The sequence below is a fragment of the Pseudomonas sp. PP3 genome (assembly GCF_905336995.1).
In the GTDB taxonomy this organism is placed as follows: domain Bacteria; phylum Pseudomonadota; class Gammaproteobacteria; order Pseudomonadales; family Pseudomonadaceae; genus Aquipseudomonas; species Aquipseudomonas reinekei.
In genome coordinates, this window is the sequence record NZ_HG995459.1 from 6,362,223 (window position 1) to 6,380,647 (window position 18,425).

Consider the following 18,425-nt stretch of genomic DNA (forward strand, 5'->3'; position numbering starts at 1 on the left):
GCTTCACCTACTGCTGGTGCATGTTTCCTTCGCTAATTCCAGCAAGAACCCCACACGCCTCAACTTCCCGGTCATCGTTGCAACTCGCTCTCAGTGAAACGAGTTGTTTCTCAAGCGCTTGCAGAGCGGTTATCTGCGACCGCACATGAGAGATGTGATCATCGAGCAAGGCGTTGACGGCGGTACAAGGCTGATGAGGGTCGTCCTCATAGCTCTGTAGTTCGTGAATCTCAGCCAGTGACAGGCCCAGGATTCTGCAGCGACGGATGAAGGCCAGCCCCTCACCATGCTTCTCGGTATAGACACGGTAACCGTTGTCCTGCCGATCAGGCGGCGGCAACAAGCCCTGCTGTTCATAGAAGCGGATCGTCTGTGTTTCGACCCCTACCAACTGCGCCAACTGACCAATGCGCATCAGCCTCCTCCCCAACGGATTCTTTACTCTATTGACCTTATAGTAGCTTTATAGTTTTAAATGGTACCACAACATTGTTCAAATGGAGTCGTATCATGAGCAAATCCTGTGGTGGCGCCTGTGGCGGTGATGCAACGTCCGCAGCGGATACCGATATACAGGCCTCCTCCGAGGCGCCAGGGAGATGGGTCAGTGTTTATGCCGTGCCGAAGATGGACTGTCCATCAGAAGAACGAATGATTCGCCTAGCCCTGAACGGCTTTGAGGAGATTCGGGCGCTGTCCTTCGACTTGTCGAACCGCCGGCTGAAGGTCGTGCATGACGGCGAGGTCGAGCCCGTCACCTCGAAACTGAAGACCTTGGGGCTAGGCGCCTCGCTTCAGGAAACCGTCGCTGCAAATCCGGAGACCATCAAGGCCGCCGAGTTTTCGGCAGCTTCTGCTAAGCAAGAATCCGGGACCCTGCGCTGGTTGCTCGGCATCAATGCACTTCTGTTCGTGGTGGAAATGACTGCCGGTCTGATCGCCCGGTCCACCGGCCTGATTGGAGAATCCCTGGACAATTTTGCCGATGCGGCGGTGTACGGGCTTGCCCTTTATGCGGTTGGACATAGCGTGAAAATGCAGGTACGTGCCGCGCATCTTGCTGGTGTACTGCAACTGATCTTGGCTGTGGGCGTGCTCGTAGAGGTGGTGAGACGCTTTGTATTCGGTAGTGAGCCTGAATCGCTGGTGATGATGGCTATCGCATTCGTCGCATTGATTGCCAATACCAGTTGTCTGCTGCTCATATCCAAACATCGGGAAGGCGGGGCGCACATGAAGGCAAGCTGGATATTCTCGGCCAACGACGTGGTGATCAACCTGGGGGTCATCACCGCCGGCGCCCTGGTCGCGTGGACCGGTTCCAATTATCCGGATCTGATTATCGGCACCATCGCGGGGGGCATTGTACTTAACGGTGCCAGACGCATTTTGGCGTTGAAGGGTTAAATAATGCTCATTATTGGCAAAAAGCTCTCGCCGTATGCCCTATTGTCCATATCGGGCCTGCTGGCAGCGTCTGATCAGGCTGTAAAGTGGCTGGTGCAGCAATCAATGGCCTATGGCGAGTATGTTTCGGTGACCCCGTTCTTTAACTGGGTGCACCTATGGAACACCGGTGCCGCATTCAGTCTTTTTGCGAATGGTGGAGGCTGGCAGCGCTACTTTTTTATCGGAATCGCGGTAGTGGTCTCGATTTTTCTGATCAAGCTGATCCTTGAAAATCGTCATAAAGGAGAAGCCATCGCTTACAGTCTTATCCTCGGTGGCGCCATGGGCAACCTGATTGACCGGGTCTTTCGCGGCTATGTTGTGGATTCCTTTGATTTCTATTGGCGAGACTGGCATTGGCCGGCCTTCAACCTGGCTGATATTGCAATTGTCCTCGGTGCCTTACTTTTCGTTTCCAGCAGCTTGTTGGGTAAAAAAGCAAACACCAATGCCGAGTCGGATGGATCTGACTGACACCTACGCCTATACAACACCATGACCGAACTTCCCGACAACATCCTTCACCTGCCGCAATACCAAGTACTGGGCTGCAAATCAACCGACGACGAAATGCACTTCCAGGTGGACGTGCCCGATCCCATCGCCTGCGAGGAATGCGGCGTGCAGGGTGAGTTCGTACGGTTCGGCAAGCGTGACGTTCCCTATCGTGATCTGCCCATCCACGGCAAGCGGGTCACTCTCTGGGTGGTCCGCCGCCGATACACCTGCCGGGCCTGCAAGACAACATTCAGGCCCCAGCTACCGGAGATGGTGGACGGATTCCGTATGACACTGCGGCTGCATGAGTACGTGGAGAAGGAATCCTTCAACCACCCCTACACCTTTGTGGCGGCACAGACCGGCCTGGACGAGAAGACGGTGCGCGACATCTTCAACGCCCGCGCCGAGTTCCTGGGGCGCTGGCACCGCTTCGAGACGCCCCGCATCCTGGGCATTGACGAGCTATACCTGAACAAGCGCTACCGCTGCATTCTGACCAACATTGAGGAGCGAACCCTGCTCGACCTGCTGGCCACCCGCCGCCAGGACGTGGTGACCAACTACCTGATGAAGCTGAAAGACCGGCAGAAGGTCGAGATCGTCAGCATGGACATGTGGAACCCCTACCGGGCAGCGGTCAAGGCTGTGCTGCCCCAGGCCCGTATCGTGGTCGATAAGTTCCATGTGGTGCGCATGGCCAACGATGCCCTAGAGAGAGTGCGCAAGGGCCTCAGAAAGGAGCTGAAACCGTCCCAGAGCCGGACTCTCAAGGGAGACCGGAAAATCCTGCTGAAACGCGCTCACGAAGTCTCAGACCGGGAGCGCCTCATCATGGAGACCTGGACAGGCGCGTTCCCGCAACTGCTGGCCGCCTACGAGCACAAGGAGCGCTTCTACGGCATCTGGGACGCCACCACACGGCTCCAGGCAGAAGCCGCCCTGGACGAGTGGATAGCCACCATCCCGAAGGGCCAAAAGGAAGTCTGGAGCGATCTGGTCAGGGCAGTGGGAAACTGGCGCGAAGAGACCATGACCTACTTCGAGACGGACATGCCCGTCACCAACGCTTACACGGAGTCCATCAACCGACTGGCCAAGGACAAGAACCGTGAAGGGCGCGGTTACTCCTTCGAGGTGATGCGGGCACGAATGCTCTACACCACGAAGCACAAGAAGAAGGCACCGACTGCGAAGGTCTCTCCTTTCTACAAGAAAACCATCGGTTACGGACTGCCGGACTTCGCAGAGGAACTCAACTACGGAGTCGATCTATCAACCATCTGAGGGTGGTATCAGATTGATGGGGTGAAGGTGCCCCATCAACCATTAAATCCGTATACCCCAATAAGTTAGATAGGAAAAGGCGACTTAGACGCTGCTTCCGCGCCGTCCAAACACTCTGTTATATGAATGATGCTAATTGTGATGTCAGCGATGAAGCGCTGATACATGAATAGGACACCAGTCAGACCGGCAAGCTCGTTCGGTGTCAGCATGGACATTAGCTCCGACCGCTGAACACCAGCAGAGCCGGGCAGTCCACGCACCAGTTCCCGCGCCCGGGTTACCAGCTCCCGTGACTTGGCATCATACTGCTCGGTGCGGGCAACCGGTGCGAGCACTTCATCTGTAACAATCTGCAGTACCTTCGGCCAATTGGCCAGCGCTTGGAAATCACTTGCCGGACCGTGATGATAGTGAAGGTCAGCCACCCGCTTAAGGAGCCCTTGAACCTCGGTGGATGCCTTGGTGGCATCGACAAGCGGCAAAAGCGGATCCATACCTTTTGGATGCCCCTTCGGGATGGATGCTCGAAGCTCGGACGAAACCTCAGCTCCTCCCACCGGCCGCATCTGCATGCTTTCACTCAACGCGGTAATGAGCAACAGATATTTTGGATTACCATAGTTAAACGCATAAAGCACGCGTCTAACCTTCTCAATTTCTCCGTCATCGAATCCTGCAGCGTACAACCGTTCTTTTAAGTTCGGCAATGGACCGATGTTGAGTAGGGAGCGCTCGCGCAGCTCGTCAGCGGCTTGCTCAGCGTAGCGGGTAATGAGTGCTTCTGCGCTGCGGCGCCATGCAAGTGGCAGGTAACCTGGAAATGTAGCAAGCACTCGGCAACCGAAGGCGACCCAAGGCACGCGTAACGTTAGGCGAATATCTTCATAGGTCGATTCCATTTCTCCAGACACATCAAGCTGGGAAAGTTGCGGAAAGTATGCAGGGTTGGTCATTGTGTGGGCTCTCCTATCCATAAATGCTTGGTCCGTAAGTCAGCAAAATCGCCGAGTCAGGGGCGTCATATTGGACGCCCAGCTTATATAGCAAGGCCCGTGCCATATAAATTTACTCTTTAAAATCAAATGCTTATGAAAGACAGCCAGTCATTCAGCAACTGTGTTAGGTTCATTTCTGATCCGCGCAAACCATATTTGACCTGACTGTCAATTGCGCCTATGGTTAATCAATAAGTCACCAAAAGAGCGCACCCACAACAAAGCAATCTCTTAAAGGAAATATGAGGATGAGCAAATCAACCTATGACGTTCTTAGCACCGTCCTGGATGCATTACCGATTGGTGTTGTGGAAGTGCATGGTGACACGATCTTGGCAATGAATCGCGTCGCCCGAAGCTTGTTTGGCGGCCGGTACGATTCATTGGCGCAACTAGAGCAGGAAAATGCATTGATGGTGAGCATGATCACGACAGAACCGAACAATGGTAACCGGTGGGTAAATATTGATGGCGCGATCTATTACCGCGATCAACTGCCCTCTGATGAGGGAAAGGTCACCCTGCTTGTTCCCGTGGCCTACATGGACTTGCGCAATCCAGAACTGCAGGAATTGCGGCAGAAATACGAGGATTTCCTAGAGATTTTTCACAATTGCTACGATGGCATCTATGTCGCCGACGGCAGAGGTAAAACCTTATGGCTGAACGAGGGATTCGAGCGTGCTTACGGTGTCAGTCGGGACCAGTTTATTGGCCAAGATGCGAGAGAACTCGAGCGTCGGGGCTACGCTAAGCCACTCATTACATGGCGAGTCATATCGACCGGAAAACGGATCACGGTGGTCCATAAAACCAATACCGGCAAAAGTGTGCTCGCGACCGGCATACCGCTTTTCGACGAAAGCGGGAAGGTGCGAAAAGTGATTGTCAATTCACGCGACATGACTGAGTTGCATCAGCTACGCGAGCAGCTCAATCAGGCTGAAAAAAATATCGCCCGCTACGAGTCCGAACTGGAGCGGCTGCGACGCGAAAGCGGCACCGTGCAGATTGATGGATTCGTCTGGAAAAGCGACAAGATGCGCTACGTCTTACACTTGGCGCAACGACTGGCCAAGGTCGATACGGCATTACTCATCACCGGTGAATCCGGCGTGGGAAAAGAAGTGATCGCCAAGCTGGTACACAATGAAAGTGACCGAAAGGAAGGCCGGCTAATCAAGATCAATTGTGGCGCCATTCCTGAACAATTGCTTGAGTCGGAACTGTTTGGCTATGAAAAAGGCGCATTTACCGGATCGAATAAGCAGGGAAAGCCTGGCCTGCTTGAGCTCGCTGACAAGGGAACGCTTTTTCTAGATGAAATCGGCGAGATGCCGTTGGACCTTCAAGTCAAACTGTTACAGGTCTTGCAGGATAAAACCTTCACTCGTGTTGGCGGCACCATTACGGTCCATGTTGATTTTCGGGTAATTGCAGCCACGAATCGCGATCTGGAAGAGTTAGTGCGCGCGCGCACCTTCAGAGAAGATCTTTTTTATCGCCTAAGCGTAGTGCCACTGAAAGTCCCGCCTCTGCGGGAGCGGCAAGAAGACGTTGTTCCACTTCTGGAGCATTTCCTCGCCGAGTTTAACAAGCGCCATCACTTTTCTAAGCGATTTTCCGAAGGCGTCATGCAGCAGCTTTTGGAGCACTCATGGCCGGGCAATGTGAGAGAGCTGCGCAACCTCGTGGAACGTTTAGTGGTAATTTCACCCACCGATATCATTGGCACAAACTCACTTCCGGAGAAGCTAGCGCCTGGATTTTCTGAGGACTTCTCTGCAGGCTTGGATTTCCAGGCGGCCGTTGCGGCGTACGAAAGAAAGCTTGCCCGGGCCGCCATCGACAAGTATGGAAGCATTAGTGAAGCGGCCAAAAATTTAGCCATCAGCGAGTCAACCGTCAAGAGAAAGCTGCGCATGGATGCTGAAGCCAGCGATTTGAATGCCGACTAACATCTTCCTTCTGCAACGTTTAGTAATTGCGATCTGATCTGAAAGTTCCCGGTTTGAGGTGCGTGATTGTCAGGCCAAATTCGGTTGTTTAATGGGGTAAGCGGATTAAATGGTTGATCTTACCTTTGCATGAGAGTGAGACAGACCGGCATCTCATCGGATTATCTGGTTGATGCTTCACCTACTGCTGGTGCATGTTTCCTTCGCTAATTCCAGCAAGAACCCCACACGCCTCAACTTCCCGGTCATCGTTGCAACTCGCTCTCAGTGAAACGAGTTGTTTCTCAAGCGCTTGCAGAGCGGTTATCTGCGACCGCACATGAGAGATGTGATCATCGAGCAAGGCGTTGACGGCGGTACAAGGCTGATGAGGGTCGTCCTCATAGCTCTGTAGTTCGTGAATCTCAGCCAGTGACAGGCCCAGGATTCTGCAGCGACGGATGAAGGCCAGCCCCTCACCATGCTTCTCGGTATAGACACGGTAACCGTTGTCCTGCCGATCAGGCGGCGGCAACAAGCCCTGCTGTTCATAGAAGCGGATCGTCTGTGTTTCGACCCCTACCAACTGCGCCAACTGACCAATGCGCATCAGCCTCCTCCCCAACGGATTCTTTACTCTATTGACCTTATAGTAGCTTTATAGTTTTAAATGGTACCACAACATTGTTCAAATGGAGTCGTATCATGAGCAAATCCTGTGGTGGCGCCTGTGGCGGTGATGCAACGTCCGCAGCGGATACCGATATACAGGCCTCCTCCGAGGCGCCAGGGAGATGGGTCAGTGTTTATGCCGTGCCGAAGATGGACTGTCCATCAGAAGAACGAATGATTCGCCTAGCCCTGAACGGCTTTGAGGAGATTCGGGCGCTGTCCTTCGACTTGTCGAACCGCCGGCTGAAGGTCGTGCATGACGGCGAGGTCGAGCCCGTCACCTCGAAACTGAAGACCTTGGGGCTAGGCGCCTCGCTTCAGGAAACCGTCGCTGCAAATCCGGAGACCATCAAGGCCGCCGAGTTTTCGGCAGCTTCTGCTAAGCAAGAATCCGGGACCCTGCGCTGGTTGCTCGGCATCAATGCACTTCTGTTCGTGGTGGAAATGACTGCCGGTCTGATCGCCCGGTCCACCGGCCTGATTGGAGAATCCCTGGACAATTTTGCCGATGCGGCGGTGTACGGGCTTGCCCTTTATGCGGTTGGACATAGCGTGAAAATGCAGGTACGTGCCGCGCATCTTGCTGGTGTACTGCAACTGATCTTGGCTGTGGGCGTGCTCGTAGAGGTGGTGAGACGCTTTGTATTCGGTAGTGAGCCTGAATCGCTGGTGATGATGGCTATCGCATTCGTCGCATTGATTGCCAATACCAGTTGTCTGCTGCTCATATCCAAACATCGGGAAGGCGGGGCGCACATGAAGGCAAGCTGGATATTCTCGGCCAACGACGTGGTGATCAACCTGGGGGTCATCACCGCCGGCGCCCTGGTCGCGTGGACCGGTTCCAATTATCCGGATCTGATTATCGGCACCATCGCGGGGGGCATTGTACTTAACGGTGCCAGACGCATTTTGGCGTTGAAGGGTTAAATAATGCTCATTATTGGCAAAAAGCTCTCGCCGTATGCCCTATTGTCCATATCGGGCCTGCTGGCAGCGTCTGATCAGGCTGTAAAGTGGCTGGTGCAGCAATCAATGGCCTATGGCGAGTATGTTTCGGTGACCCCGTTCTTTAACTGGGTGCACCTATGGAACACCGGTGCCGCATTCAGTCTTTTTGCGAATGGTGGAGGCTGGCAGCGCTACTTTTTTATCGGAATCGCGGTAGTGGTCTCGATTTTTCTGATCAAGCTGATCCTTGAAAATCGTCATAAAGGAGAAGCCATCGCTTACAGTCTTATCCTCGGTGGCGCCATGGGCAACCTGATTGACCGGGTCTTTCGCGGCTATGTTGTGGATTCCTTTGATTTCTATTGGCGAGACTGGCATTGGCCGGCCTTCAACCTGGCTGATATTGCAATTGTCCTCGGTGCCTTACTTTTCGTTTCCAGCAGCTTGTTGGGTAAAAAAGCAAACACCAATGCCGAGTCGGATGGATCTGACTGACACCTACGCCTATACAACACCATGACCGAACTTCCCGACAACATCCTTCACCTGCCGCAATACCAAGTACTGGGCTGCAAATCAACCGACGACGAAATGCACTTCCAGGTGGACGTGCCCGATCCCATCGCCTGCGAGGAATGCGGCGTGCAGGGTGAGTTCGTACGGTTCGGCAAGCGTGACGTTCCCTATCGTGATCTGCCCATCCACGGCAAGCGGGTCACTCTCTGGGTGGTCCGCCGCCGATACACCTGCCGGGCCTGCAAGACAACATTCAGGCCCCAGCTACCGGAGATGGTGGACGGATTCCGTATGACACTGCGGCTGCATGAGTACGTGGAGAAGGAATCCTTCAACCACCCCTACACCTTTGTGGCGGCACAGACCGGCCTGGACGAGAAGACGGTGCGCGACATCTTCAACGCCCGCGCCGAGTTCCTGGGGCGCTGGCACCGCTTCGAGACGCCCCGCATCCTGGGCATTGACGAGCTATACCTGAACAAGCGCTACCGCTGCATTCTGACCAACATTGAGGAGCGAACCCTGCTCGACCTGCTGGCCACCCGCCGCCAGGACGTGGTGACCAACTACCTGATGAAGCTGAAAGACCGGCAGAAGGTCGAGATCGTCAGCATGGACATGTGGAACCCCTACCGGGCAGCGGTCAAGGCTGTGCTGCCCCAGGCCCGTATCGTGGTCGATAAGTTCCATGTGGTGCGCATGGCCAACGATGCCCTAGAGAGAGTGCGCAAGGGCCTCAGAAAGGAGCTGAAACCGTCCCAGAGCCGGACTCTCAAGGGAGACCGGAAAATCCTGCTGAAACGCGCTCACGAAGTCTCAGACCGGGAGCGCCTCATCATGGAGACCTGGACAGGCGCGTTCCCGCAACTGCTGGCCGCCTACGAGCACAAGGAGCGCTTCTACGGCATCTGGGACGCCACCACACGGCTCCAGGCAGAAGCCGCCCTGGACGAGTGGATAGCCACCATCCCGAAGGGCCAAAAGGAAGTCTGGAGCGATCTGGTCAGGGCAGTGGGAAACTGGCGCGAAGAGACCATGACCTACTTCGAGACGGACATGCCCGTCACCAACGCTTACACGGAGTCCATCAACCGACTGGCCAAGGACAAGAACCGTGAAGGGCGCGGTTACTCCTTCGAGGTGATGCGGGCACGAATGCTCTACACCACGAAGCACAAGAAGAAGGCACCGACTGCGAAGGTCTCTCCTTTCTACAAGAAAACCATCGGTTACGGACTGCCGGACTTCGCAGAGGAACTCAACTACGGAGTCGATCTATCAACCATCTGAGGGTGGTATCAGATTGATGGGGTGAAGGTGCCCCATCAACCATTAAATCCGTATACCCATTTTTTTTAGCATGCTTGTATTCGCTGCCCTTATGTCTCTACTGCTTCGTAATCAGCGACATTCTTTGGATTCAATAAGAATCGAGATGATGAATCAGTGGGATGAAATAAAGCAGAAGCATGTGCTCACCACTGAAAAGTTACAGATTCATTATGAGGATCTTGAGAAGAGATACGGCCGTCAGAAGCTATTCCTAGGGATAGTAAGCGGCATCATAGCGCTAGCGGTATTTGCGAGCGCTGCAAATTTCGTTTACTCAACCGCTGAGCTCCGTGATAACTACGAGATCGCGATCGTTTATGGGATTTGCGCCGGTGCTTTGTTCTTGGTAATTAATTGCATATATAAGTTGTGGATGAAGGCCCGGAGAAATAAAAGCGGAAGCCCGACGACCCGCCGCCGGGCCGGGTGATGCTCTGCTACCTCTCAACCTCCGGATCCGTCCCGCACGGTTGAGCGCCGCAATGGCGTCCGTTCCGGCCCTCAGCGTGTATGTTTCACCGTGTCGGCTTATATTTATAGGCGAAAGGGTAGAGGGTAACTGGATCAGATGAAAGTTAACCCTTGTTTGCGAAGCTGGCTATCACTCTGAATTGTCTGCGTTTCGATAGACGCGCTTGGACGTCACTTCTGGCCGATAGCTGCGAATCATGGACATCCGCTTCCGGCCAAGAGCTGCCGCTAGATTTCATCACGAAATCATAGACATCCATTTACTAAAATGTATTTGTTGTAAAGATTGAAATTGGCCAATCATCACAACGGCGACTCACGCAGCTACTGTACAAAGCCAAGCGCAAGATCGAGAAGGCCAAGGCTCAACTGCGCGCCAAAGGCGAGCACCCGTTCCGGGTGATCAAGCAGCAGGTTGGCTAAACCAACGTGCGCTTTCGCGGGTTGGCAAAGAATACGTTGCAGTTGGTCATGCTGTTTGCCTTGTCGAGCCTGTAGATGGCGCGCCGACATTTGCTGGCAAATGCAGGAGAGGTGCGTGTGTATGTGGGAAATGGCCACTGCGAAGTGCTCGCGGTCGCTAAGGATGGTCTGAAAAAGTCCTCCTTCGAAAAAAGCGGCCCAGTAACCATGCGGATTACAGACCTATCATTTCGTAAAAATTGGGCTTTTTCAGTTTCCCTAAAAAGCTCAGGAATGAGCGGATAACTGGATCGTGGTTTAATCACCACTTTCAAAATCGACAGAGGCTGAAGTCAGCCGGAAATACAGGGCCACTTCAGACCATCCCTGGCGATCCTGCACCGTGATCTTTAATGCTAAGACATTTTTGTATGTTGCCTAGACCGCGAAACGCCGTCTCGGCGCGACTGGCGGCTCCCGGCGCTAGAAGCGTTGCGCCCCATAGATTGAGCGCCAGCTGCGAGTTTTGCTATCCCGATGGGCTGATCAAGTTAAGTATCGATCGGCTCGGAACGATCGATTCTGATTTTTTCTTGCTTCGTGCGATCCTTCCATTGCTTTGCTCCAAATACGCACAGGCAAAAAAAACCGCAGGCCAGTGCAGCCGCCAGGGTTTCTCCGGCCTTTGGGAACGCGATGATGAGAAACCCTTGTTCTTTTGCGGTTCCGGTAAAGCTGGACGCACAAAATGGCATGAAGAAGAAGCGAAAAACCTGCCAGCGACCAATCTTTATCGGCATGAATGGAAACCCGGTTAAGGTGACAAGCATGCCAAAGCCCATCAGTAAGCCGATCCCAAATGAGGTTAACCAAAGGGCGGGCGACGAATCGAAATACAGCACAATTGCCATGCTGTACCAGATCAGATAGCACCAGAGGATGGCCCGCCCAAATGAAAGTCGGGAAAGGTAACCGTACATAAAATAACCACGGATACTTGAGTTTATTACTGTGCGACTACGGTCCTATTTCACAGGCGCCGATATCGTCGCACACCTTATTTATCTTCCGCTCTAATGTCCGCCAGGGAAAACCGCGGCGCGATTTCACCCTGAGCGGACGATTCTCCCAATCCAGATGCAATGGATTAATCGAGCGAATTAACCAGCCAGTTCGACATTTCGGCGAGATTACGCACGACGTGTGTCGGCTTTGCATCCAGCTCATCAAACGCGCCGTTCTGCCGATTGATCCAGCAAACCGGGAAACCAAAGTTACTGGCTGCACTCGCATCCCACGCGTTTGACGAAACGAAGAGGATGTTTTCCTTTGGAAAACCCATGCGCTTCTCGGCAAGGCTATAGACGCGACTATCAGGTTTGAACACTTGCACATCCTCGACGCTGATCAGCTGATCGAACGCCCAATTCATTTCAGAGTTAGTCACGACTTGCTCGATCGAGCAATGAGAACCATTTGAAATGATGCCTAGCGGTAGGCCCGCAGCTTTCAAACGGCGAAGCGCGTCAGCTGTATCGGCATAAGGGGTGAGGTGCAAATAAGCATCACTGAGGCGCTGGTGGGTTTCATCATCGAGCGACAAGCCCAGATGCGTGCAGGTAAAGCGCAGTGCATCTTCCGTTGCTTTTTCGAAGTTGACGTAACGACCCATCAAACTCCTGAGCCAGGTATATTCCAGTTGCTTTTGCCGCCAAAGGCGGGAGATGGAATCGCCATGGCCCGAATAAACTTCTTCGCAAACTTGCGCTACCGAATTAACGTCATACAGCGTGCCATAAAGATCGAAAACGGCGCCTTGGATGTTTTTCATGGTTTTATTTCCTTTATATAAAGGCGCTTATTTGAGCGCCTGTTGCTTGAAATGAGTGATATTTAAAACCAGCCCTGACAGTAACCACTGAAAGAGGCTGATAACCTGGATCAGTTCATCGAGCTGTATCTCGCTGAGCCCTGCCAGCAGTGCATCGGCTCGGCTCATCCGGTAAGCGATCGGCAAGGCATCGAGCGTAGCTAGCGCCTGTGCATTAATTTCGGACCTATCCGCTAGGTAGGCCGGCGTGTCGATGCAGGGCTTTAGCGCATCCCACGCGAGATCGAGGTAGCTCGGCCAGCGCGCCATGGCCTTGTAGTCACTGTTAATGAAAGGCAACTGCAGGGTCTGCTTGATATCGGCATAGACTTGCGAGAGAGTCTCGCCCGCGTGGTGCTCCTCAATCATTGCCGGAATCGGTTCGATCTGGCAGATCGGGGCGCGCGGAAAACTACAGCGCGCATCGCCTGCCACGCCTCCGTACGTGCGGCCGCTCAGCAAGCCTTCCTTGATCGCAGTAGCGAAAATCAGGTATTTCGGGTTGCCGTAATCGAAGATATCTAGCACTGCCCTGATCTGATCAATCTCACGCACCGAGTAGCCCATCTCCTGTAGCCGGCCTGTCTGCCCCTCGATGACAAAAGACTGTGCAATGAGCTCCCAGGATCGGATCCGAATGTCATCACTGGCACGCTCGAAAAAATGCGTTTTCGCTGACGGCGCGAAGCGTCGCCATGCTTCGACAAAGAAAGGCCGGTAGTGCGCAACCGCCTGCGTAATAACCCCGACCCAGGGCACACCGAAAGTTGCTTTCAAGTCCCGGTAGACTTCGCTTAGTTCCTGATCCGCGCGGTGTTCTGCAACCGGGAGAATGGTTGCCTCGCAAATTGGCCGAGGCAGTAGAAGATGGGTGCAGTTATCAGACGGGTTCACTTTTTAGCCTCCACACCGGTATGGGCCTTGAAAAGCACCTCGTCGTAACGTTGTTCGTTCGCCAGATCCCTTCCACCCAGCCAGGTGCCAAGGAACGCGCCGAGAAAGCCCAGCGGCATGCTAAGAATTGTTGGATTGACGATGGGAAATATAGCGTCCTTGCCCATGAAGGCTGGACCGATATAGGCGAGGCCTAAGGCCGAGATACCGCCCACCACCACGCCACCGATCACTCCGGCAGTGTTGAAGCGACGCCAGAACAGCGACAGCAGGATGATCGGGAAATTGGCCGATGCCGCGATGGCGATCGCCAGGATTACCAGGACGGCAACATTCAGACCTTCTGCGAGCAAGCCAAAGCCAATCGCTAGGACTCCCACAACAAGCGTGGAGAGCTTAGCAACACGCACTTGGCCTACTTCGCTTACATGCCCCTTCTTGATCACATTGACGTACAGATCGTGGGCAATGGTTCCAGACGTTGCTAGCGTAAGTCCCGCCACTACAGCCAATATCGTGGCAAATGCAATCGCACAGACCACCGCCAAGAATATCTCGCCACCGAGCGTTCCTGCACCACCGCCCAAGTACTGGGCCAGTAACGGCAGCGCGAGATTGCCGCCTTTATCCGCCGCGCGGATCTGATCTTGGCCAACAAAGATCGCCGATGCCAGACCGATCAAGGTCGTTACAATAAAGAAGCTACCAGCCAGGAACATGAGCCAGATGACCGACTTGCGAGCGGTTTTCGCATCGGGCACGGTGAAGAAGCGCGTCATGATGTGCGGCAGGCCCGCAGTACCGACAATCAGACTTAGAGCGAGCGAAAAGGTATCCAGCGGATGCTTGAGATAGTTGCCGGGCAAAAGCATCTGCGCGCCATATTTGGCCTCGACACCAGAGAATAAATTCAACGGATTGAAACCGACTTTCGACAGCAGCCAAACGACCATCACCGCCGCGGTGGTGAGCAGCAGCACGGCCTTGATGATCTGCACCCAGGTGGTGGCAATCATGCCGCCGAAGCGCACATAGACCACCATGCCAATGCCGACAAATACCACAGCAGTGGAGTACGGAACGCCGAGCAATAGCTTCATTAGTACGCCGGCACCGGCCATCTGCGGGATCATATAAGCAAGGTTTACGACAGTCGTACCGATCACTGCAGCCAGCCGGGCCTCTGGCCGGCGCATCCGGTAGGCGATTACATCGCCCAGGGTGAATCGTCCGGTGTTGCGAATAGGTTCGGCAATCAACATCAGGATCAGCAAGAAGGCTGCGAGCGCCGATACCGCATAGAGCGAGCCATCCATTCCATACAAGGCCGTGAGCCCGGTGATGCCGAGAAATGCCGCGGCGCTCAACCAGTCACCAGCGAGTGCAAAACCGTTTTCCTTCGCAGAGAGATTGCCGCCTGCGGCATAGAACTCGCTTGCCGTATTGGTTCGCTTGGCCGCCCAGTAAGTTACTACCAAGGTCAGCGCCAGGATGATGCAAAAAATAACCAACGTAAGGACCTTCATGGTTAGTTCCTCCGCTCGTTGTGTTCGATAACCAGTTTGGTTTTCGCATCGAACGGTCCACTGGCGGCACGAACGTAAAGAAGCGCTCCTGCCCAGCAGATAACGTATGCGAGGAGAATAAGACTGAACCCAACATTCATTGAGCCGAACAACTTGATGGTCATGAAGTCCTTGGCGTAGCCCGCCAGAAGAGTCATCACGGAAAAGAACCCAAGAGTGGCGATCAATAGTGGCCCAATGGTTCGCTTTTTCATTCGCATGAGTTCCTGGAAGTGCACCGAGCTGCATGGCGAGCCAGATTTATGCGCGCCCCCTTCTGAGGTGACTGCCTCTTGTTCGAAGATTACAAATTTCGCTGTCATGTCCATTCTCCTCACCGTTCTTAGGCATTTATTGTTTTCTAACCAGCCCAGGGCGCTGGTATGTTCACGGCTTTAGCAGGACGCGTGCCAGTATTTGCAACCTTCTGTTTCCCCTGGGTTTTTCGTCTTTACTTATTAACCAAGCGGGGTTTTACGAGCTGAAACCAGAATAGTTCGATTCAAAAATGACTAAACTGAGTCAGTTTCGACTCGACGATCTTCTCCACTGATACTTGCTGTTGTCATACGGGCTCACTTCAGAGAAACTTAATGTGATGCACAAATGAATCACTGATTCAGCGCTGTCGCACGTACACAAATGAGAGATGCATATGTTCTCTACAAACGAGTTTGTCGCCGCTCTCGTCAGCCAGCTTCCGATCGGAATCATGGGCGTATCCCAAGCGGGAACCGTTTGGATAAACGAGTACTTGTCCTCTCGCCATACTCGACTTCGACTAACCATTGATCAGTGGAAGGAGCCGGAGTTGGAGACCTGGGCGAAAATAGGAACGTTTCACGACGCGGTACTTGAAATAGATGGTGAGCACTATCAAGTGGCGAGCCATCAGGTGCAGGACGATAGAGCGCTGGTGTTTTGGCCATCATCGGCAGTGGCGAGGTTTTCGCCCCAAGTGGAACAGCTAGAACAGCTGTACCTAGACTTTCGTGAAATTTACCAACACTCGTTTGATGGTATTTTCATTACGGATGGAGCGGGCAAGACGCTTTTGGTCAATGAGGGATGCGAGCGAAACTATGGAATAGTGGCGGCCGATCTGATCGGCAAGAATGTATTCGAACTTGAACGAGCTGGCCTTGTCCGGCCAGTCATCGCGCCGCGTGTGATTACGACACGCGAGAGGGTCACAGCAGTCCAGGAAACACGGATCGGCAAGACAATCATGGTGACGGGCATCCCGCTGCTCGATGAGCAGGGGAACGTCCGTAAGGTCATTATCAATTCACGTGATGCGACCGAGCTTATCCAGCTACAGGAAGACCTGGCGCGCGCCCAAGAAAAATTGCGCCGCTATGCTCTGGAGGTCAGCCAGCTCCGAATGAACGGTCCCTCTATAGCGGGCATCATCCTACGCAGCCCAAGCATGCAACAGATCAGCACACTAGCGATGAAAGTCTCCCACGTGGACACTACGGTGCTGATCACCGGGGAGTCCGGCGTCGGCAAAGAGGTCATGGCGCGCCTCATTCATAAAGAGAGCTCACGCAGCGAGGGGCCTTTCGTCAAGATCAATTGCGGTGCCATACCACGTGAGCTGCTGGAGTCCGAGCTGTTTGGCTACGACGCCGGCGCTTTTACCGGCGCTCAGCGCCAAGGCAAGATCGGAATGATTGAGGTGGCCAACCATGGCACCCTTTTCCTGGATGAAATAGGCGAGCTGCCGCTCGATCTGCAGGTAAAACTTTTGCAGGTGCTGCAGGACAGGACGCTGGTTCGCCTAGGCAGCACCCGGTCTATAGCGGTCAGCGTTCGGGTAGTTGCGGCTACCAACCGGGACCTGCAGGCAATGGTGGATTCGCGCCAATTCAGAAGTGACCTTTTCTATCGGCTTAACGTAGTCCCGATTCACGTACCGCCTCTGCGCGAACGACGCGAGGATATATTGCCTCTGGTACAGCATTTTCTGGACGAACTGAACGGACAATACAACCTCGCCAAACGCTTTTCCGAGCAGGCGCTGGCAGTACTGCTCGACTATAACTGGCCTGGGAATGTCAGAGAATTGCGTAACATGATCGAAAGACTGGTCGTCACTTCGCCCGATACCCTTATCCGCACCGATTATCTTCCGCCGCAGCTGTGCGTCACTCGCAGCGAAGATCATGAAGCTGGCCCCGATCTTAAAGCCAGGACCGCACGTTTCGAGCGCGAGCTGGTACTTGAAGCCGTGGAGCGCTTTGGCAGTACAAGGGCGGCGGCGAAGCATTTGAAAATCAGCCAGTCTTCGGTCGTACGCCGAATGAGGCCGGACGCTTGAGACAGTTGAGGAAAACGGACTGCTTCAATTCCCATGGAAGGCCAAGGTGAAAAATTGCTGCAACCGGGGCTACATCGCAGGGTCGCACTGTGAGGACGGGCAATTATTCTGGCAGTAGGCCAAGCGTTCGTGCCCTCATACGAGCCAAGCCATATACTGTACGCGTTCGAGCCATTGGCACCCCTACCAGATCAGCCACCGACATCATTGGTCCCAAAATAGCCTCGATTTCGACGGGTTTGTGCCCCTCAACGTCTTGCAGCATCGACGTTTTCACCTTGCCGAGTTTACGTGTGATCGCGATCCGTTGCTGAGGATTAATCTTGGGTGAGATGCCCAATCGGCTCCCTAACTCAAGGAGTTCGCCCATCATCTCCACGAACAAAATATTGAGGTTTGGGTCATCAATCATCTCATCGGTGGAGCAACCTACCAGCAGGCTGACAGGGTTGAAGCACGCATTCCCTAGCAGCTTAAGCCATATTTCTTCATGGATGTTCTCGTGGGCATGAGCATCAAAACCAGCCTCGAGAAAAACGTCCGCCATTTCTGAAACACGGCTACTGGTACCACCACCAGGCTCTCCGAAAACGATTTTGCTCCCAGACATATGCCTGACCACACCTGGGAACTCAACCATACAAGAGGGAAACACAACACAGCCGATGACGGCGTCGGTAAGGACATTCCTTTCGATCAGGCCATCAGGGTCGACCGCTTTCAAGCGCGTACCTGACAACGCAGTATTTGACTTCAGAAAATACCACCAAGGAAGTCCATTGACCGCCGGTATGACAATGGTTTGTTGACCCAACAACGCCTTTGCAGCTTCAACTGCAGCAGGCAGCGCTGGGGCCTTTACGGCAAAAATTACCACATCCTGAACACCAAGCTCTTTTGGTTCCGATGTAGCCTTAAGCGGTGCGATCACAAGATCGTTGCCCGTGTGCAGTCGCAGTCCCTGCTCGCGAATCGCAAGTAGTGTTGCGCCACGAGCTATGACGCTGACGTCATGGCCGGCCGCGAACAATTTACTCGCAAGAAAACCACCAACAGCTCCAGCACCTACAACAGTGATTCTCATAATCGACCCCGTTCTCCAGATTTTTTCGTTTCTTGTGTCCTTGTACTTCTTCGCATCCGTTGCTCATGAGAGCCCTGACAAATCGCCGGCTACGACCGACGATTGGCGGTTGTGATGCTCAACCTGGAAGAGCCTCCGTGACGTGGTTTAGTCTTCTTGTTAGTGGTAAATCCATT

Annotated in this window: 17 protein-coding genes and 1 pseudogene; 9 read left to right on the forward strand and 9 right to left on the reverse strand. The window is 53.8% G+C overall.

Going from position 1 to position 18,425, the window contains the following annotated elements; translation table 11 throughout:
• Positions 1–7: 7 nt before the first annotated feature.
• A complete protein-coding gene (cadR, locus tag KHO07_RS28800) occupies positions 8–415 on the reverse strand; it encodes a Cd(II)/Pb(II)-responsive transcriptional regulator (RefSeq protein WP_009403731.1) in 408 nt (135 codons plus the stop codon).
• Positions 416–510: 95 nt separating this feature from the next.
• Here cadR (KHO07_RS28800) and KHO07_RS28805 point away from each other — a divergent pair, with 95 nt between their 5' ends.
• From KHO07_RS28805 to KHO07_RS28815, 3 genes are read left to right on the forward strand one after another with little or no spacing between them, the layout of a single operon-like run.
• Positions 511–1,407, forward strand: a complete 897-nt coding sequence (locus KHO07_RS28805; protein ID WP_004364974.1) for a cation transporter — start codon at positions 511–513, stop codon at positions 1,405–1,407.
• A 3-nt stretch (positions 1,408–1,410) separates the two neighbouring features.
• Entirely contained in the window at positions 1,411–1,923 is a 513-nt protein-coding gene (gene lspA / locus KHO07_RS28810; protein WP_003821921.1) for a signal peptidase II, read from the forward strand.
• Between the two features lie 21 nt (positions 1,924–1,944).
• The gene (locus KHO07_RS28815) at positions 1,945–3,234 is read left to right on the forward strand and encodes an ISL3-like element ISPpu12 family transposase (RefSeq protein ID WP_004574636.1); all 1,290 of its coding nucleotides are present in this window, start codon (positions 1,945–1,947) and stop codon (positions 3,232–3,234) included.
• A 65-nt stretch (positions 3,235–3,299) separates the two neighbouring features.
• Here the strand turns inward: KHO07_RS28815 and KHO07_RS28820 are convergent, their stop codons facing one another.
• Positions 3,300–4,190 carry a haloacid dehalogenase gene (locus tag KHO07_RS28820; RefSeq protein WP_015063429.1) on the reverse strand — a complete coding sequence of 297 codons (891 nt, stop codon included), beginning with the start codon at positions 4,188–4,190 and terminating at the stop codon, positions 3,300–3,302.
• A 290-nt stretch (positions 4,191–4,480) separates the two neighbouring features.
• On the opposite strand from KHO07_RS28820, the gene KHO07_RS28825 reads away from it, so the two are divergent.
• Entirely contained in the window at positions 4,481–6,190 is a 1,710-nt protein-coding gene (locus tag KHO07_RS28825) for a sigma 54-interacting transcriptional regulator (protein WP_212626158.1), read from the forward strand.
• Positions 6,191–6,371: 181 nt separating this feature from the next.
• Here the strand turns inward: KHO07_RS28825 and cadR (KHO07_RS28830) are convergent, their stop codons facing one another.
• The gene (cadR, locus tag KHO07_RS28830) at positions 6,372–6,779 is read right to left on the reverse strand and encodes a Cd(II)/Pb(II)-responsive transcriptional regulator (RefSeq protein ID WP_009403731.1); all 408 of its coding nucleotides are present in this window, start codon (positions 6,777–6,779) and stop codon (positions 6,372–6,374) included.
• Positions 6,780–6,874: 95 nt separating this feature from the next.
• On the opposite strand from cadR (KHO07_RS28830), the gene KHO07_RS28835 reads away from it, so the two are divergent.
• The 4 genes and pseudogenes from KHO07_RS28835 to KHO07_RS28850 all read left to right on the forward strand — a co-directional run.
• Positions 6,875–7,771: a cation transporter gene (locus KHO07_RS28835; protein ID WP_004364974.1), complete on the forward strand. Its 897-nt coding sequence runs from the start codon at positions 6,875–6,877 to the stop codon at positions 7,769–7,771.
• A 3-nt stretch (positions 7,772–7,774) separates the two neighbouring features.
• On the forward strand, positions 7,775–8,287 hold the full coding sequence (gene lspA, locus KHO07_RS28840) for a signal peptidase II (RefSeq protein ID WP_003821921.1): 513 nt from the start codon (positions 7,775–7,777) through the stop codon (positions 8,285–8,287).
• A gap of 21 nt (positions 8,288–8,308) precedes the next feature.
• Positions 8,309–9,598, forward strand: coding sequence for an ISL3-like element ISPpu12 family transposase (locus KHO07_RS28845; RefSeq protein ID WP_004574636.1), 1,290 nt, complete (start codon positions 8,309–8,311; stop codon positions 9,596–9,598).
• A gap of 810 nt (positions 9,599–10,408) precedes the next feature.
• A pseudogene (locus tag KHO07_RS28850) lies at positions 10,409–10,609 on the forward strand (transposase); the annotation flags it as partial.
• Positions 10,610–11,064: 455 nt separating this feature from the next.
• On the opposite strand, the gene KHO07_RS28855 reads toward KHO07_RS28850, so the two are convergent.
• The 5 genes from KHO07_RS28855 to KHO07_RS28875 all read right to left on the reverse strand — a co-directional run bounded on the left by KHO07_RS28855 (position 11,065) and on the right by KHO07_RS28875 (position 15,165).
• Positions 11,065–11,493, reverse strand: coding sequence for a hypothetical protein (locus tag KHO07_RS28855; RefSeq protein ID WP_023446888.1), 429 nt, complete (start codon positions 11,491–11,493; stop codon positions 11,065–11,067).
• A 167-nt stretch (positions 11,494–11,660) separates the two neighbouring features.
• Positions 11,661–12,344, reverse strand: a complete 684-nt coding sequence (locus KHO07_RS28860) for a haloacid dehalogenase type II (RefSeq protein WP_023446887.1) — start codon at positions 12,342–12,344, stop codon at positions 11,661–11,663.
• A gap of 27 nt (positions 12,345–12,371) precedes the next feature.
• Positions 12,372–13,277, reverse strand: a complete 906-nt coding sequence (locus KHO07_RS28865) for a halocarboxylic acid dehydrogenase DehI family protein (protein WP_023446886.1) — start codon at positions 13,275–13,277, stop codon at positions 12,372–12,374.
• A complete protein-coding gene (locus tag KHO07_RS28870) occupies positions 13,274–14,803 on the reverse strand; it encodes a cation acetate symporter (protein ID WP_212626159.1) in 1,530 nt (509 codons plus the stop codon). The genes KHO07_RS28865 and KHO07_RS28870 overlap by 4 nt, the downstream gene beginning before the upstream one ends.
• 2 nt (positions 14,804–14,805) lie before the next feature.
• Complete coding sequence (locus KHO07_RS28875) at positions 14,806–15,165, reverse strand: DUF485 domain-containing protein (RefSeq protein WP_023446884.1); 360 nt, start codon at positions 15,163–15,165, stop codon at positions 14,806–14,808.
• Positions 15,166–15,497: 332 nt separating this feature from the next.
• On the opposite strand from KHO07_RS28875, the gene KHO07_RS28880 reads away from it, so the two are divergent.
• Positions 15,498–17,165 carry a sigma 54-interacting transcriptional regulator gene (locus tag KHO07_RS28880; RefSeq protein ID WP_212626160.1) on the forward strand — a complete coding sequence of 556 codons (1,668 nt, stop codon included), beginning with the start codon at positions 15,498–15,500 and terminating at the stop codon, positions 17,163–17,165.
• Between the two features lie 103 nt (positions 17,166–17,268).
• Here the strand turns inward: KHO07_RS28880 and KHO07_RS28885 are convergent, their stop codons facing one another.
• Positions 17,269–18,249 carry a 2-dehydropantoate 2-reductase gene (locus tag KHO07_RS28885; RefSeq protein WP_156859610.1) on the reverse strand — a complete coding sequence of 327 codons (981 nt, stop codon included), beginning with the start codon at positions 18,247–18,249 and terminating at the stop codon, positions 17,269–17,271.
• Positions 18,250–18,425 lie beyond the last annotated feature (176 nt).